Raw genomic sequence first — 17,590 nt, forward strand, 5'->3', positions numbered from 1 at the left:
ATGATTTATTTAGCAATAACTGTAGATACAGAATGTGATAAAGGGGCAAAGTGGAAAGTAAAACAACCACTAGCATTCAAGAATATATATGAAGGTATTGTAAATAACTTACAACCTATTTTCGATAAATATAAGGTGAAAGCAACCTACTTATTAAGCCCTGAAGTCATTTATGATGCTAAGTCTGTCAGTGTTTTCAAAAGTTTTGGAAATAAGGTCGAATTAGGAACACATTTACATTCAGAATTTATTGAGCCGCAATCAAATTTTAAGTCAGATAATACAAATCATTACCAAAAAGATTTTGAGGCTTCTATAGAAAAAGAGAAGTTAGAAAACCTAACAAACTTATTTAAAGAAAAGTTTGGCTATCAACCTTTATCATTTAGAGCAGGACGTTTTGGTATAAGTGAAGATTCACTCCAGTTTTTAGAAGATCTGGGCTATAAGGTTGATAGCTCAGTAACTCCTGATATGCATTGGAAAAACACGAATGGTAATTCGGTTAATTTTATGGGTAGCCCCTATCAACCTTATTATCCATCAAATTCAGATTTTAGAAAACTGGGTTATTTGAATATTATTCAAGTTCCTGTGACTTTAATAAATAGAAAATTAAGAAAAATTCCTAAATGGATAAAAAGGAGGATTTTACTAAATAAACCCTACCAACATATACTGTTTAATTATATAACTGGTTTTTCTAAACCAGTATGGTTACGCCCTACCTATTCTGATGTAGAAACTATGAAAAATATAACAAATGACTTTGTTTCTATGGCGAATGGAGACGATGTTTTTTTATGTATGATGTTTCATAGTAATGAGTTTGAAATTAATACAAGCCCTTATAGCCTGACTAAAGAATCAATGAATTTAATTATTAAAAGACTTGAAGATTATTTGGAATGGATTACAAATAATAAAGACGTTGTTTTTGTTGCATTATCAGAGATACCTCATGTATTAAAATCAAGTTATGATAAATAATAAAAAAGATTTTAAGGTATTACAGTATCAAGAGAGGATTCATTTCATTGATATAGCAAAAGGTCTTGGAATTTGGTTAGTAATTATAGGTCATTTGAATACAAATGAGTTTTTACATAACATGATTTATTCGTTTCATATGCCTTTTTTCTTTTTTTTGTCAGGTTATTTAAATAAAGAGTCTACAAAAATTGGCAGCTTAATAGGAAAAAAGGGAAGAACATTATTGATACCATATTTGTTTTTTGGATTGTTGAGCATATTTATTATGCTATTCTTTAAAGTTGTTTTGAACAATCCAATTCAAAGTAAACATTTAAATGATATCATTAGAATTACATATTATAATGGTAACCCGCTTCCAATAAATAAGGTTATTTGGTTTTTAATGGTATTGTTTTGGGTTGAGATGTTTCATTTTTTTCTAATAAAAATGAATCTAGCTTTAAAGTTAGGAATCAGTTTTGTTTTTGGCTATTTCATTTCTATCTATTTAATTAATACTCATATTCGTCTGCCTTTTGGGATTGACATTGTACCAATGGCTTTATCATTTTTTTATATGGGTATAGCATTAAAAAAGTATATTATTAAAAGAATATCTATTTCTAAACAAAAAATGGGCTTAATCTTCCTTGTAGCCTTTTGTTTTTTATTGTTTTTGAATTTATGGTTTAAGCCTAATATAAATATGATGAATTTGAAGTATGATAATCCTATTTTACTCATATCTTCCTTTATAGCAGGAACTGCCATGTTAATGTGTATTAGTAAAATGATAAACAAGAACTTTTTTATAGCGTTTTATGGTTGTAATAGCTTAATAGTTTTAGGTTTACATGGAATTGTTGTTAGACTTAGTAATTCATTAATGAAAGCGTTTGATTTTTATTTAGACTGGTATATTATATTTCTATTTGTTTTAGCAATTCTCTATCCTTTGATAAAGATTCTAAATAGTTATTTTCCAATATTCGTGGGTAAAACATATAAATTAAAGACATTATGATTAATCTAGGAATCTTAACGGCACATCATTATCCAAGGCTTGGAGGTATGGAATATGTTACTCATTTTATGGCAAATGAATTGAACAAACGAGAGGATATACACGTTAATCTGGCTTGCAATTCTTTAAAAGGAATTCCTAAAGATTTTCATTATGCTTATAACTGTTATAGAGCTAAAAGTATGTCTTATTTTACGCCTTGGTTGTTTAAATATAACCAAAATAAGATGATAAAAGAACAAAATATAAATCTATTGCATGGCCCTATGCTTCATGGAGGTGGTTATTACTGTTCTAATCAAAGCAGAAAATATAACCTTCCTTTTATCGGGCATTCACATGGTTCAGATGTGCAGGTCGTTGAAACTATAAATTATGGAGCTTTATTGGATGATCATTTAAAGCAGCGCGTAAAATCAGTCATCAAACATGCCGATCATTTAATTGCGGTTAGTCAAATTAATAAGCAAAACATGGTGGATTTAGGGGCTGATGAAAATAAGGTGTCAGTCATACATAATGGTATACAAGTAGAAGAAATAAATAATATTCCTTTTAAAAATCAAAGACCTTTGTTAGGTGTTGATGAAGATGATTTTCTGATTATTACGGTTGGGAGAAACAAACCAGTAAAACGGATGGCATTACTTTTTGAAGCACTTAAAAAATTAAAAGACTATAAAAAAATTAAATGTATCTGTGTAGGACCTATTCAAGATCTAAAGTTATTAGCTGAAGATTATAATATTTTGGATAAGATGATTTTTACAGGTCAAATTCCTGAAAACTATGATATAAAAATGCAACCACCTTATCCAGATTTAATAAATCTGTACCGTTCTTCAAATATTTATATTTCTACATCGTATGTAGAATCCTTTGGTAATTCAGCTGCCGATGCACTAGCTTGTGGTATACCTATTATTATAGGCAAAAAACATGGTGTTAGAGATGTTATAAATAAAGGAGAAACAGGTTGGATTATGGATGAGGAAACACCTTCATATTTAGCCGATATGATATTGGATTTGTATGATAAAAAGGAGCAATTAAAAAGCATCAAGACTATGATTGGTCAATCAGTAGCACATTTAACATGGGCTAATGTTGCAGACCAATTGAGCCATTTGTATAATAAAATAGTATAATTATGTTATTTAATTCATTAGAGTTTTTAATATTTATTCCGATAGTATTTGTTCTTTACTGGTTTGTGTTTAATAAACATATAAATCTACAGAACTTTTTTCTATTGGTTGTAAGCTACATTTTTTATGGTTGGTGGGATTGGCGTTTTTTGATGCTTATAGCATTTAGTTCATTGGTTGATTATATTTTGGGTATTCAAATTTCAAAATCAGAATCGAAACGAATCAAGAAATATTTTCTAGGATTAAGTTTGTTTGTTAATCTTGGTATATTAGGATTTTTTAAATACTACAATTTTTTTTTAGAAAATTTCATTAATGCGTTTCATTCTATAGGCATACAAATGCATGCAAGCTCACTACAAGTTATATTGCCTGTGGGGATTAGTTTTTATACATTTCAAACCTTAAGTTATACGATTGATATTTATAGAGGTCAGTTGAAACCAACAAAGAACGCAGTGCATTTTTTTGCATATGTTAGTTTTTTTCCACAGTTAGTAGCAGGCCCTATTGAGCGTGCTTCAAATTTATTGCCACAGTTTTCAAAAAAGCGTCATTTTAATGAAAAATTTGCAGCCGATGGTATGAAACAAATTTTATGGGGTTTTTTTAAAAAAATGGTCATTGCAGATAATTGTGCTGTTTTTGTGAATCAAATATTTGACGCACCTCAAGATTATAATTCAGTAACCTTAATCTTTGGAACAGTATTATTTGCATTTCAAATCTATGGGGATTTTTCTGGATATTCAGATATTGCTATTGGTGTGTCCAAGTTATTTGGGTTTTCTTTAATGACAAACTTTAGAACACCCTATTTTTCAAGAGATATCGCAGAGTTTTGGAGACGTTGGCATATATCTTTATCTACTTGGTTTAGAGATTATCTCTATATTCCTTTGGGAGGAAGTCGAGGAGGTAAATGGATACAGATACGAAATACATTTATTATTTTTTTAGTTAGCGGGTTTTGGCACGGTGCGAATTGGACCTTTATTGTTTGGGGGGCTTTACATGCGTTGTTTTTTCTTCCATTATTACTAACTAATAAGAACCGCATTTATACTAATACAGTAGCACAAAACACTATGCTTCCTACATTAAAGGAGCTGCTATTAATGGGGATTACTTTTAGTATGACTTGCTTTGCTTGGATTTTTTTTAGAGCGAATAGCTTGACTTTAGCTTTTGAATATATAAATTCAATAATTATGAACAAGCGAGGTTTTTTTGGAGAAATAAAGTTTTTAAGAATGCTTCCTGTTTTAGGTGTTTTTTTACTCATTGATTGGTTGTTTAGAATAAAAGAAAGTCCCTTTCATATTTCAAAATATAAGTTAATTAATTCATCTGTTATTATTATAACAATAATTTTATTTGTATGGATGGCAAATTTTTTGAGCCCACAGGAATTTATCTATTTTGATTTTTAGATTATGAGATACTTAAAAAAAATATTTTTTGGAATTATTATAATCCTTTGCTTTGGAGCTGTTTCTAATTTTATAATTAAAAGAATGGTTTTAAAAGATTATAAAATAAATCCTGATAAAAAAGTGTTAATCTTTGGAGATTCACATGCCGAAACTTGTTTTTACGATAAAGAAAATGATATACAAAATTTTGGTGTTAGATCAGAAGTTCCAAACCTCACGTATCTTAAGGTCTCATACTTATTTCAAAAGGCATCGAATAAAGAAATTCTTTTAACTATAAGCCCACACAACATAAGTGAGTGGCATGAAAAAAGGTTTTTTAAAAAAGACTCAACTGGCGCAACCCTAAGTAAATATTGGGTAGTATTAAATAATTTAAATTTATTAAAAGACTATAATAATTTACCTTTTAATACACAGCTAGTTTTACATATTAAAAAGCTTTTCGGAGCTCCTAATATAGAAAGTAATTTTAAATATAAAGAAACTTTTAAAGGTGGTTTTTATAAAGGAAGGGATACATCAATAATTAATCTTACAGAAGCAAAAGGTGTGCATTTAAGGCATTATGGCAATGAATTAAATATGGATATAGCTCAAAATAAATCAGATAAATTGATTAATTATTATTATGATTTAATAGAATTATTTCTTTCGAAGAAATGTAGTCTAACAATAATAGGTACACCTTTACATGCTAATTATCGACATTTGATGTCGTCAGATCAATTAAAAAATTACAAGGATTATCTGAATCAATTGAAGTTAAAATACCCATCGATAAGAATCTTTGATTATTCAAATTTGAAATTAGAGGATAAATACTATTTAAATTCTGATCATTTAAATTTAAAAGGAGCAAAATTATTTACGTCTATAGTTTTAAAGGATATCAAAAATGAATAACATATGAAGCTAGCCATACTATCACAAGCTTATTTGTACGATGATACAGCATCCATTAACGGGACGTTAGTACAATTGCATAATTTAACTTATGGCTTTAAAGAAGCTGGTATAGAAGTGTATTATATAACAAGTACCAAAGATAAAAGCAAGCCAACTCATGAAATTATTGATGGTGTTCATTTTTATTGGATTCAAGCAGAAATAGGCATTTTAGCATGGAAAAAAATAATGAAGCATTATCAAAGTTTACTTTTTCTAATTAAACCAGATGCTATATATGTAAGAGGTAGAAATGTGTTACAATATGTAGCAGGCATTTATGCTAATAAACATAATATAACCTATGTTTGGGGTACTAATGGAGATGATAGTGCCGAGTTTTGGAAAAACACCAAACGGCTTAAACATTCCAATAAATTTTTTCTGAAAAAGATAGTTTTATATCCTTTAAAAATAGCAGAAGATTTTTTTATAAATATGGGCATGAAAATGGCTCAGGTTGTCATTAATCAATCCATTCATCAACAGCAAGAAACTAAGCGTATTTTAAATAAAGAAGGCATAGTATTACCAAGCTATTTTTTTTACCAGAATAAAGGCGTTAAAAAAGAGAATAAAATTTTATGGTTGGCAACACTATCTCCTAATAAGCAACCCAATGTATTTATAGAATTGGTAAACAACAGCTCATTAAAAAAATGGCAAGCTATTTTAGGAGGAGGAACAAAAGATAAATCATATGAAGTTGAAATAACAAGTTTAATTAAAGATACCTCTGTTGATATGATAGGAGCCGTTGATTTTAAAGACTCTTTTAAATTTTACGAGTCTTCAAAAATATATATTAATACCAGTAAACCAGAAGCAGATGGTGTGCCCAATGCTTACATTCAAAGTTGGTTAAATGGTACGGTTGTTCTGTCTTTACATCATGACCCCAATAATTGGATGGATACTCACAATATAGGTTTTTGCGCTAAAGGAAATCTTAATGCTTTAAAAGAAAAGCTACAGTTACTAATAAATAAGCCTGATGTCTTAGAAAGCATGAATGCTAATGCTATTAAGTTTGCTACAGAAACATTTTCTAATAAAGCTATTATTTCTGATTATATAAATCTGTTTAAAGCATCAAATTCATGAATATTAAAAAGAAAATAGCATTTGTTATGCCTTGGCATATATCAGAACAAGGTGGTGGAGCCGAGGTACAAGCTAATTATTTGGCAATGGAATTAACCAACAGAGGAAATAATGTGTTTTATATCTGTCAAACTAATAATCAAAATAAAATAAATAGTTTAGAAAAAATTAGTGGAGTAGCTATTTATTGGTTAAAACCTTCAGTACGATTTCCTTGGTTCGATCAAAGTAAATATGACAAGCTGTTGAATATGATAAAACCAGAGATAGTTATCCAACGTATGTCATCAAATGTTAATTATGTTATTGGTCAGTATTGTAAAAAAAACAAGGCTGTTTATACTTGGATTTGTACCGATAATTTAAACCCTTACAAAAACTTTCATGTAAAGAAATTTAAAGCAAAGTTTTCGTTAAAGACTATATCTTTTTTTAAGTATATTATTTTTTTACTAAATGCCAAAATCATGGATTATTACCGTAATAGAGGTATTAAGTACGTTGATTGTGGTTTTTCACAAAATGAGTTTCAAAAACTTCTTATAAAATCAAACTTTGAGATATCTACACATCAAATGATTTCTGGGCATCCATTCCCATTAGAAAATTTAAGTTCAAAAAAGCGATTTTCATTTAAAACGGTATTATGGTGTGCTAATTTTGGATCGCATAAACGGCCCGAATTATTTATTGAACTAGCTAAACGTATGCAACATACAGATTTAAATTTTGTAATGGTAGGAGGTCATAGTGATAAAGACTATGTAGCAAGCCTTTTAAAAGACAAACCATCTAATTTACATTGTACAGGTCAACTATCTTTTAAAGAATCTTTAGAGTTTTTTGATAAGTCAACATTATTAATTAATACTTCTGTTAGTGAAGGTTTTTCTAACACTTATATACAATCTTGGTTAAGAGGTATGCCTGTAATGGTGTTTGGAGCAGATCCTGATGCTATTATAGAACAAAACAACTTAGGTTTTAATGTAACATCTCTTGATGAAGCTTTTAAAAAGGTAATATACATGTTTTCTGATTATGAGGTTTATAAAGTGCTGTCAGAGAATGCATATGCATATGGATGTAAAAACCATAGTATTAAAAAAATGACAGATAATTTTATAAATACAATAGAAGATGAAGGTATTACATTGTCTTAATAGCCCACATATTGGAGGTATTGAACGCTTAGTTATAGAACTTGCTATTGCACAAAAAAAGCATGGAATAGATGTGTCTATAATGTTTGATACGCGTAGTGGTCAATATTATGAATACTTGTTAGAACAAGATATTTCTATTCTCGATTCTGGTATTAAAGGTGGTTTCGATTTTAATTATATAACTTATATAACCCTTAAAAAGGAATTTGAGGGTTTTCAAATTGTTCACTTACATAGTTTTTCTCCCATACGCGCTTTAGCAGCTAAACGTTCTAAAGTAAAGGTTTTATATACCATTCATGGGTTATCTAAAGGAGTGAGAAAGGAAGGTCTCTTAAAATATTATATAAGAGAATCTTTAAAAAAATGGTTGCTTAATTATGTAGATGGTTTAATAACGAACTCAAATTATACTTTAGGTTTAGCTAAACAACATTATGGTTTGGAAAAAGTAAAGACAGCAGTAATATTAAATGGCATTACTTTAAGTGACTATAATTTGGATGAAAAGGTTAATAATAGCAAAGAATTTACAATAGGTCTAGTATCTAGGTTTACACCAAGAAAACGTATAGATAGATTAATAGGAGCATTTAAGAAATATCAAGACCTCGGCGGTATAGGTACGCTGGTTTTAGTAGGAGATGGTTCAGATTTTAATATCATTAAAAAGCTAGTAAAAGATTTAAAGTTAGGAACATCAGTAATATTAGAAGGCTATAAAACAAATGTTTCAGCATATTATAAAGTTTTTGATGTTGTGGTTTGTCCTTCAGAAAATGAACCTTTTGGATTGGTAGCTGTCGAAGCTTTTATACATGGCAAACCTATGATAGTGTTTAAGGATTCTGGAGGCATGAAGGAAATTATAGAACCTATAGAACCTCATGATATCGTTGAAAACGAAGTGGAACTTGCTAAACGTTTATTGCTTTATTCTAAAAGTAAGAGTTATATATCGCATTCAGCTAAACAGAAAATCTCTTACGCTAAAAAGTATTTTAGTATAGAGCGCATGGAACAAGATTATTATAAAGAATATAAATCGATGTTAACAAAATGAAAAAGGTTCTCTGGTTAGCCCCTAATATAAACCATTACAAAGTTAGATTTTTAAATCATCTAGCCAAAGTAGAAGGCATTAGTCTTACTCTACTTTCTGGTACAGGTAGACAAGGTATGGGTGATCAAGAAATAGGAGGACAATATTATTTTAAGCATATTCAGCTACCTGTAAATAAACAAAACTTTGGAAAAAATGGCAAAGTTAGAAAACAACTTAAAAAATGTTTTAATAATTACAATTGGGTTTTAATTCCTGCTGAAAAAAAGAATATTCCTTTATTACTTTATGCTATGAGGTTAAGGAAACAAAATAATTGTGTTAGACTCTTTTCATATAATCATCATTTGATTAAACCAAAAAGAAGAAAAATTCACAGAATAGATGTTTTATTAACTAAAATTTTTTTTAAACAATTAGACAGAGTTATTTTTTATACTCAAGAAAGTTATAATTGGGCTATAACAAATAGAATTATAGAGAAAAATAAAGCAGGATGGGCTAATAATACTATTGATACCATTGAAGTTGATAAAAACTATAACTTTGAGTTACCTCCAATTGATACAATAACGATAGTTTTTATAGGTAGGTTAATACCTAGTAAGAGAATAGGTGTTTTAATTGATTTCTTTAACGAAATTAGTGAAAAAAGAAATAACAAATTTATGCTTGAAATTATTGGTGATGGTCCAGATAGTTTTCTAGTTAAAAAAGCAATGAAACATAATCCTAAAATAATATGGCATAGAACTATAGTTGAAGAAATTAGAATTGCTCCCATTATGACAAGAGCTAGTTTAGTTTTTATTCCTGGTGCATCAGGGCTATCTATTAATCATGCTTTTGCTTATGGAAGACCTTATGCAACGCTTAAATCTAATAGGCATGGACCAGAAATAAGTTATCTAATAGATGGCGAGAATGGTTATATTATTGATAATGATTTAAATAAAATAAAGACGTTTTTAAAAGATAGAAAAAAAGTTGAAGAGTTTTGTTTTAATGCTCTTAAAAAATCTAAAGGGTTAAGTGTTTTAGATTGGACAAAACAAATTATAACAGCGTTAAATGACTAGAAAATCAAAATTATTGTTTGTAGGACCTTTACCACCCCCATATTCAGGGCCAGAATTAAGCACAAAACAATTATTAGAATCAGATTTGAGAAATCATTATCATATTATTTTTTTAAATACAAATGTTAGAAAGGATAACTCAAAAAAGGGGAGAATAGATTTTAAAGCTTTAATTTCAGTATTTAAATTTAATTTTAAATTATTCTATATTATTATTATGAAAAGACCACATTTGGCTTATCATTTAGTTACTCCAACTGAAATTGGTTGGTTAGGAAGGGATATATGGTTTATACTGCAATGTAAATTTTTTGGTGTTAAAAACATAATCCATTTTAGAGGTAGTCATTTTGATATAAATTTTAAAAAGTTCAGATTACTTAGTCAAAAAATTATTAAATATTGTTGTAAGTATGTAGATAGTGCTATTGTTCAATCAGCATGCTTAAAAGATCAGTTTAAGGGATTAATTTCTAATGATAAAATTAATATGATACCTAATACTGTTGATGATGTATTTAGTTCGCTAAATAGAAATTTATTGAGTAAAAAACCACAAGTTTTGTTTTTTGGGCATCTCACTAAAGCAAAGGGATATACTGATGTTGTTAAGGTAATTCCTAATGTAGCTTTAAAATTTCCGAATGTAAATTTTGTTTTTTGTGGTAATATAAAAAGAGGAGAACCAGGTGTTAAATATAACCAATATAGTGGAGAGCGAATTAAGTATGAAGATCCATTTGAGGTAGAATCACGTATTTTGAATTCTAAATATAAAGGAAACTATTTAAATTTAGGAATTGTTACCGGAAAACAAAAAATGCAATTAATTGAAAAAAGTTGGATATTTATTTTACCATCGTATTCAGAAGGTTTTTCAAGGTCTATTTTAGAATCTATGGCAGCAGGTTTACCAGTAATAACAACACCTGTTGGGGCTAATAAAGATTTCATTATTAATGATTTTAATGGAGTAATAATTAAGCCAGGTGATATTAGTGCTTTAGAGTCTAACATTATAAAACTTTTATCTGATTCATCGTTAAGGAATTTACTTTCTAAAAATGGTAAACGTACCTTTAATAAGGAATTTAGAGAAAAAATTATTGTTGATAAATATATTAATTTATTCAATTTTGTTTTAAATGAAAAAAATAGTTAGAAGAGGTCTTTTTTGTTTAGGTCAGATCGTAAGATTTATATATTATGGCTATTTAAAGGCTAGTGGTATTAAAATTGGAAAAAATACTTTTATAAGTTTAGGAGCTAAGATTGATACACAGTTTGGAGAAATTTATATAGGTAATAAAGTACATATTACAAGCGGGTGTGTGCTTCTTGCACATGATGGAGCTATTAAGCAAATGAATCCAAATGATAATCCTAGAGGCAAAATTATTATTAACGATAATGTCTTTATTGGGGTTAATACAGTCGTGTTAATGAACGTAACTATAGGAGCCAATACTGTAATTGGAGCAGGAAGTCTTGTTAACAAAGATATTCCACCAAATTCTTTAGCTTTAGGAAATCCCGTTAGAATAGTAAGACAAATCACTCATGCTTAATATTATATAAAAATGTCATTAGAAGATAATTTATATCCGTTTTTAAAATTATATTTAGGAACACCGACTTGGGCCAAAAATTTTGTAGGATTTATTTATAATTTAATTCCAAATTCTATTAAGTATGGTAAATTTTACAAAGAGTATTATAAAAGAATTAAGAAATTTCAACATTTGGATAAACTCCAAACTTTAATCGAAACAGAGAAACTATTAATTCTTAATGTAAATGAAGCAATAAAAAAAGTTGAATTTTATAAGAAATATAAAAAGATTGAATCTATTAAAGAGTTTACTAGCTTACCAGTTGTAACAAAGGATATTATAAATGAGGATAAAGAGTTATTTATAAATAAAAGCAAAAGAAGTTACTTCTTAAAAGCAAATACAGGAGGTTCATCAGGAGAACCCTTTACATTTTATATTCATAAAGGAACAACAAGATCTAAAGAAAAAGCACATTTCGATTGGTATTGGTCTAAATATGGTTATAAACCTAGAAAGCGAATGTTAATGTTAAGAGGAAAGGCTTTAAAGAATAATGTAGATTTTGAATATGGTGCTATAGGCAATAAACTTATAATAAATTGTAATAATATAAATGAAAATTCTATAGAAAATATTTATGATGCGATAAGAAAATTTAAACCAGATTTTATTCACGCTTATCCTTCTGCTTTAACCATTTTCACAAATGCATGTAAAGCCTATCTTAAAAAAAGCTCTTTTGAGTTAAATCTAAAGGCTATTTTTTTAGGTTCAGAAGGAGTTTCTGTATCAGATATAAATTATTTTGAAAATTTTTATGCCTCAAAAATTGTAAACTGGTATGGCCATTCAGAAAGTTTAATACATGGGGTAAGATATAATTTAGAAGAAGATTTTATTTTTTATCCTTTTTATGGTTATATAGAATTGCTAGATGAAAATGATAAAGTTATTATACAACCAAATAAAATAGGACGTATCGTTGCTACAGGTTTTGATAATGAGGTAATGCCTTTGATACGTTACGATACAGGTGATTTAGGGCAAATATCTGGAAATAAAAAACTAATAAATCATAATTTTGTCATAAAGAATATTGAAGGAAGAGATAAGAATTATATTTTTTTAAAAGACGGTACTACTATTACTTTAACATCCTTAATTTTTGGAGAACATTATAAAGCATTTGAATATATTAAAGAACTTCAAGTAATACAATCTAATATGGGGGTTATTTTAATTAAGATTGTCCCTTTAAATATTATGACAATAAGGCAAATTAAAGATTTTGAAGATTCGTTATTGAAGAGCGTTAAACCCAATACCTTAGAATTACGTATAGTACTTGTAAAAGAAACTAAAAAAACATCAAGAGGTAAACATATTTTACTCATTCAAAATTTTCAAAACACTTTCAAAACCTTGTAAAGTATTACCTAAAAAACATAAACAAAACAAATGATTATAGTTCCTGTTTTAATACTATTATTTATTATAGCGCTTAGATTTTCTAAAGGTATGTTTGCAGCGTTTTTAGTTTTAGTGGCTACAAAATCAATTATGGATGCCTTTTGGAGCTTTAAGATAGGGCCTTTTTCATTTGGTTCTATAGGTGGTATTTTAATTCCTTTATTATTTTATCCAGTATTGTTTAAAATAAAGTATCTTCCAAAAAAATGGGTTTCAAATGCTAAAATATTATTTATTGCTTATGCTTTTGGGCTTATTTTTGCTTTTACAATAAAGCCTATGGATAGTATAGAGATATTAATTATATATATTAATATTTTTATGGGGTTTTTATTAATACCTTTATTAGTAACCAATAGAAGCCAGTTTCAAAAATTGTTAATAGCTATTATTATTTCTGGTATATTTCCTATTGCAGTAAGTGTTTTTCAGTTTCAAACCGGTGTTATTTTTGAAGAAAGGAAAACAGTAGGTTTAACACGATTTGTTGGGGTTTATCATGACGCTTTCCCTGTTAGGTTTTATGGAATGTTCACCCTTTTTGCATGCATGTTATACTTGTCTATTTTTAAAAAAATAAATAAGTTTTTAATGGTTGTTCTAGTAGGTATATCTATGTCTGCTTTATTTTCTGTGTATTTAGTGTTTAGTAAAGCAGCAATTGCTATTATATGCTTATGGGTATTGTTAATGTTTACCTTTTCTTCATCAAAATTAAAGTATATACTATTCGTTTCTCTATTTTCTATACTTATCTATATTAATTTTGGAGAGGTTATTTATGATAGTATTGAACAGCTTTTTAGTAAGGAAGCAGGGTATAATGATGGCACATACCAAGATGTAAGATATACACTAGCGGGTCGAGGTTATATTTGGGCTAATTATTGGGATTTTTGGTTAAATGAGCAAATACCTTTATTTCAATGGACAGGAGATGGTATTAGTAGACCAGTACATAGTGAGTTTTTAAGAATATTATTGGTAAGTGGTATTATTGGACTCGTATTGTTTTCTTTTTTCTTATTAAGAAGTTTACTATATGTTTTTAAAATTAACAAAAAAACACGCGTATTCGCTTTAATGTTATTAGGGATGTTTTTTATAGATAGTTTGGGATTAACCCCTGGAGTTTATTATTATTATAACATATTGGTATGGGGTATTATAGGCTTGTTATTTGTAAACCCCGCAATACTTGAAAATAATTAAAAATATATATGCAACAACTAACACAAAAATTAGGCTCTGGAGATATGATTATTCAAAACATACCATACCCGCAAGTAGGAAAAGGAATGGTAATTGTTAAAAATCACTATTCTATTATTAGTGCAGGTACCGAGGGCTCTACGGTACAGGCGGCTCGTAAAAGTTTAATAGGTAAAGCAAAGGAGCGCCCCCAGCAAGTAAAACAAGTGCTAGATACTTTAAAAAAACAAGGCCCAATACAAACCTATAGAGCAGTTATGAAAAAACTAGATGCCTATTCGCCATTAGGGTATAGTTGTGCGGGAGAAGTTATAGAAGTAGGAGAAGGTGTTACAGAGTTTAATTTAGGCGATAAAGTAGCCTGTGCAGGCGCAGGCTATGCTAATCATGCTGAAGTGGTTGCAGTACCCATAAACCTTTGTGTAAAATTAGATGAAGACTTTAATTTAAAAAATGCTGCTTATAATACTTTAGGAGCTATTGCCATGCAAGGTGTTAGGCAAGCCGATATGAGACTAGGAGAAACCTGTGTTATTATTGGGCTTGGGTTGTTAGGTCAATTAACCGCACTTATACTTAAAGCATCGGGAGTTAACGTTATTGGTGTCGATATTTCAAAACATACCGTAAATCAGGCGGTTATAAATAAAGCTGTAGATGTTGGCTTTGAAAGAGATAATTCTAGTATTGAAGATGAAATTCGCTCTTACACAAAAGGCATTGGTGCCGATGCTGTTATTATTGCAGCAGCAACCTCTAGTTTAGATCCTATTAATTTTGCAGGTACTATAGCCAGAAAAAAAGGAAAAGTTGTTGTTTTAGGAGCTGTACCAACGGGGTTTAACCGCGATCCGTTTTGGTATCGTAAAGAATTAGAACTTAAAATGGCATGTTCGTATGGCCCTGGTAGGTACGATTTAAATTACGAAGAGAAAGGCATCGATTATCCGGTAGCCTATGTACGCTGGACCGAAAAAAGAAACATGCAAGCCTTTCAAGAATTACTATCAAAAAATAGAATTAATATTAATTATTTAACAACCCATCAATTTAATTTTGAAGACGCCCCAAAAGCCTTTGATTTGGTGGTAAATAAAACAGAACCTTTTACAGGTATTGCATTAAAATATAATATTAAAAATACGATTGATAAAGAGAAAATATTTATTTCAAACCCTACAAAATCTGGCATCCTAAATATATCTTTTATTGGTGCAGGTAGTTATGCACAAGGAAATTTATTGCCGTATATAAGCCAATCAAATCAAATACAAAAAGTAGGTGTGTTAACCAATACAGGAACCACCTCTAAGCGCGTTGCAGAAAAATTTGGGTTTCAATATTGCGCAACAAAAGAAAACGATATATTAAACGATAAAACAGATGTTGTTTTTATAGCAAGCCGTCACGATTCTCATGCCAAATATGTACTAAAAGCCTTAAAAGCGAATAAGCATGTATTTGTAGAAAAACCATTATGTTTATTAGAAACCGAGCTCGATGCCATTATTAAAGCTCAACATAAACATAACAATGTAGTTATGGTAGGTTTTAACAGGCGTTTTTCTCCTTTGTCTCAAAAAATAAAAAAGACCGTAGGATCTGGACCAATGACCATGATGTATAGAATTAACGCAGGCTACATACCACAAGATAGTTGGATACAAGACTCAGAAATTGGTGGTGGTAGAATACTAGGTGAAGTTTGTCATTTTATAGATTATTTAACGTATATAAACGGAAGCTTGCCTGTTAAAATATCGGCAACTGCGTTGCCAGATACGCATAACTTGAATGATACTGTAAATATTTTAATTCAATTTAAAAATGGATCTACTGGAGTTATTGGGTATTATGCAAATGGCTCAAAATCATTATCTAAAGAATATATTGAAATATATGCTTCGGGCACCACAGTCATTCTTAATGATTTTAAAGCATTAAAAATTTACGGAAAAGGAAAACCATATAAGCAAAAGCTTTTAAACCAAAATAAGGGGCAAAGTAACATGGTAGCAGCCTTTCTAGATAGCTTATTAAAAGGGCAAGTAGCTCCTATTAATTTTAATGATATTGTAGCGGTTACAAAAGCGTCTTTTATGGTTTTAGAGTCTATAAAAACTCAAGGAAATCATTTTTATATATAAAGTTTAACCTGTTTTTTATATGATTTAAAATGTTAATAGAATTAAATTTTAGTTTTGTAATTAAAAATGTATTGAGAATATTTATTTAAGTGTTAATATTTGTTTTTCTATACTAATTACTAGCATTTTCAATCGAAAAATTTAAATAAAGCGAAATTAATTAACGTGTATTTTCTCTCTTAAAACTATTGCAGTTTTTCGTTATAAACACTTATTTGTTATACTTACCAGTTAATACTTTTAGTTAATTTGTGATGTTGTTTCTTTTTACATTTGTTTCTATATAATAATGATAATGAAAAAATACAAATTAGTTTTATTTGTGCTATTAATATGTTTATCGGGTTATTCTCAGGTTGGTATAGGTACAGAAACTCCCGATGAGTCATGTGTTTTAGATTTAACATCAACAACACAGGGTTTTTTACCACCCCGTATGGGTTATCAAGATATGGTTGGTATTTTAACTCCAGCTGAGGGATTGCATGTTTATTGTACAGATTGCGACCCTAAGGGTTTGTATTTTTACGATGGCTCTTCTTTTTTGAGCGTCATTAGCGGATCGGTCTTACTAGACCCAACAACATTCGTATATTCTTCTACGGGTAAATATTGGATGGATCGTAATTTGGGAGCTCAACAGGTAGCCACGGCTTATAATGATCATTTGTCATATGGCGATTTTTATCAGTGGGGTCGAGATTCCGATGGTCATCAGACCATAGTTTGGACAAGTTCTACAACTTCTGATGGAACAGAGCAGAGTAATGAAATTGAAACCTTGGCTACTACTACAGTACCTGATGATGGTAATGCTTGGAACGGTAAATTTATAACAAATGCTCCAACACCATTCAATTGGTTGGTAACATTGGACGTTACCTTGTGGCAGGGTGTATCAGGGACAAATAATCCATGTCCCTCAGGTTACCGTATTCCAACTGCAGCTGAGTTTTTGGCCGAGAGTAACAACGGCGGTACTGATTATTGGGGTAATGGTGAACAGAATGATGAAGGCGCTTATAATTCGGTATTAAAGCTCCCATATCCAGGCATGCGCGACCTAGAATATGGCGAAATTTTAGAAGCGGGTAACATCGGCGTCTATTGGACTAGTACGTATAATAGTAGTGGTAGTTTTGTAGGTGCAGATACTATGCAGGTCTTTCCACTAGATGATAGCGGCGTTTTTCATATGGAACTTTCTTATGGTCTTAGCGTTCGTTGCATAAAGGATTGATACTTTGTGTTTATTTGTT

General features: G+C 29.5%; 15 protein-coding genes. All 15 read left to right on the forward strand.

The annotated features are described in order from the left end of the window. Nucleotides 1–990: a polysaccharide deacetylase family protein gene (locus ACH5TX_RS04950; protein WP_439338429.1), complete on the forward strand. Its 990-nt coding sequence runs from the start codon at nt 1–3 to the stop codon at nt 988–990. Next, on the forward strand, nt 980–1,999 hold the full coding sequence (locus ACH5TX_RS04955; protein ID WP_439338430.1) for an acyltransferase family protein: 1,020 nt from the start codon (nt 980–982) through the stop codon (nt 1,997–1,999). Before ACH5TX_RS04950 ends, ACH5TX_RS04955 begins: the two co-directional genes overlap by 11 nt. After that, nucleotides 1,996–3,147 carry a glycosyltransferase family 4 protein gene (locus ACH5TX_RS04960; protein ID WP_439338431.1) on the forward strand — a complete coding sequence of 384 codons (1,152 nt, stop codon included), beginning with the start codon at nt 1,996–1,998 and terminating at the stop codon, nt 3,145–3,147. Before ACH5TX_RS04955 ends, ACH5TX_RS04960 begins: the two co-directional genes overlap by 4 nt. A 2-nt stretch (nt 3,148–3,149) precedes the next feature. After that, a complete protein-coding gene (locus ACH5TX_RS04965) occupies nt 3,150–4,583 on the forward strand; it encodes an MBOAT family O-acyltransferase (protein WP_439338432.1) in 1,434 nt (477 codons plus the stop codon). Nucleotides 4,584–4,667: 84 nt separating this feature from the next. Then, on the forward strand, nt 4,668–5,492 hold the full coding sequence (locus tag ACH5TX_RS04970) for a hypothetical protein (RefSeq protein WP_439338433.1): 825 nt from the start codon (nt 4,668–4,670) through the stop codon (nt 5,490–5,492). Nucleotides 5,493–5,495: 3 nt separating this feature from the next. Next, nucleotides 5,496–6,638, forward strand: coding sequence for a glycosyltransferase (locus tag ACH5TX_RS04975; RefSeq protein ID WP_439338434.1), 1,143 nt, complete (start codon nt 5,496–5,498; stop codon nt 6,636–6,638). Then, on the forward strand, nt 6,635–7,801 hold the full coding sequence (locus tag ACH5TX_RS04980) for a glycosyltransferase family 4 protein (protein ID WP_439338435.1): 1,167 nt from the start codon (nt 6,635–6,637) through the stop codon (nt 7,799–7,801). The genes ACH5TX_RS04975 and ACH5TX_RS04980 overlap by 4 nt, the downstream gene beginning before the upstream one ends. Beyond that, complete coding sequence (locus ACH5TX_RS04985; protein ID WP_439338436.1) at nt 7,779–8,867, forward strand: glycosyltransferase family 4 protein; 1,089 nt, start codon at nt 7,779–7,781, stop codon at nt 8,865–8,867. Before ACH5TX_RS04980 ends, ACH5TX_RS04985 begins: the two co-directional genes overlap by 23 nt. Then, entirely contained in the window at nt 8,864–9,946 is a 1,083-nt protein-coding gene (locus ACH5TX_RS04990) for a glycosyltransferase family 4 protein (protein WP_439338437.1), read from the forward strand. The genes ACH5TX_RS04985 and ACH5TX_RS04990 overlap by 4 nt, the downstream gene beginning before the upstream one ends. Continuing rightward, the gene (locus tag ACH5TX_RS04995; protein ID WP_439338438.1) at nt 9,939–11,108 is read left to right on the forward strand and encodes a glycosyltransferase family 4 protein; all 1,170 of its coding nucleotides are present in this window, start codon (nt 9,939–9,941) and stop codon (nt 11,106–11,108) included. Before ACH5TX_RS04990 ends, ACH5TX_RS04995 begins: the two co-directional genes overlap by 8 nt. After that, complete coding sequence (locus ACH5TX_RS05000; RefSeq protein ID WP_439338439.1) at nt 11,092–11,514, forward strand: acyltransferase; 423 nt, start codon at nt 11,092–11,094, stop codon at nt 11,512–11,514. The genes ACH5TX_RS04995 and ACH5TX_RS05000 overlap by 17 nt, the downstream gene beginning before the upstream one ends. A 12-nt stretch (nt 11,515–11,526) precedes the next feature. Continuing rightward, complete coding sequence (locus ACH5TX_RS05005) at nt 11,527–12,930, forward strand: phenylacetate--CoA ligase family protein (RefSeq protein WP_439338440.1); 1,404 nt, start codon at nt 11,527–11,529, stop codon at nt 12,928–12,930. 30 nt (nt 12,931–12,960) lie between these two features. Further along, nucleotides 12,961–14,184 carry an O-antigen ligase family protein gene (locus tag ACH5TX_RS05010; protein WP_439338441.1) on the forward strand — a complete coding sequence of 408 codons (1,224 nt, stop codon included), beginning with the start codon at nt 12,961–12,963 and terminating at the stop codon, nt 14,182–14,184. A gap of 8 nt (nt 14,185–14,192) precedes the next feature. Continuing rightward, on the forward strand, nt 14,193–16,331 hold the full coding sequence (locus tag ACH5TX_RS05015; protein WP_439338442.1) for a bi-domain-containing oxidoreductase: 2,139 nt from the start codon (nt 14,193–14,195) through the stop codon (nt 16,329–16,331). Nucleotides 16,332–16,626: 295 nt separating this feature from the next. Continuing rightward, on the forward strand, nt 16,627–17,571 hold the full coding sequence (locus ACH5TX_RS05020) for a phage tail-like protein (protein WP_439338443.1): 945 nt from the start codon (nt 16,627–16,629) through the stop codon (nt 17,569–17,571). Nucleotides 17,572–17,590: the final 19 nt, after the last annotated feature.

The organism is Thalassobellus citreus (assembly GCF_044385915.1).
Lineage (GTDB): Bacteria > Bacteroidota > Bacteroidia > Flavobacteriales > Flavobacteriaceae > Thalassobellus > Thalassobellus citreus.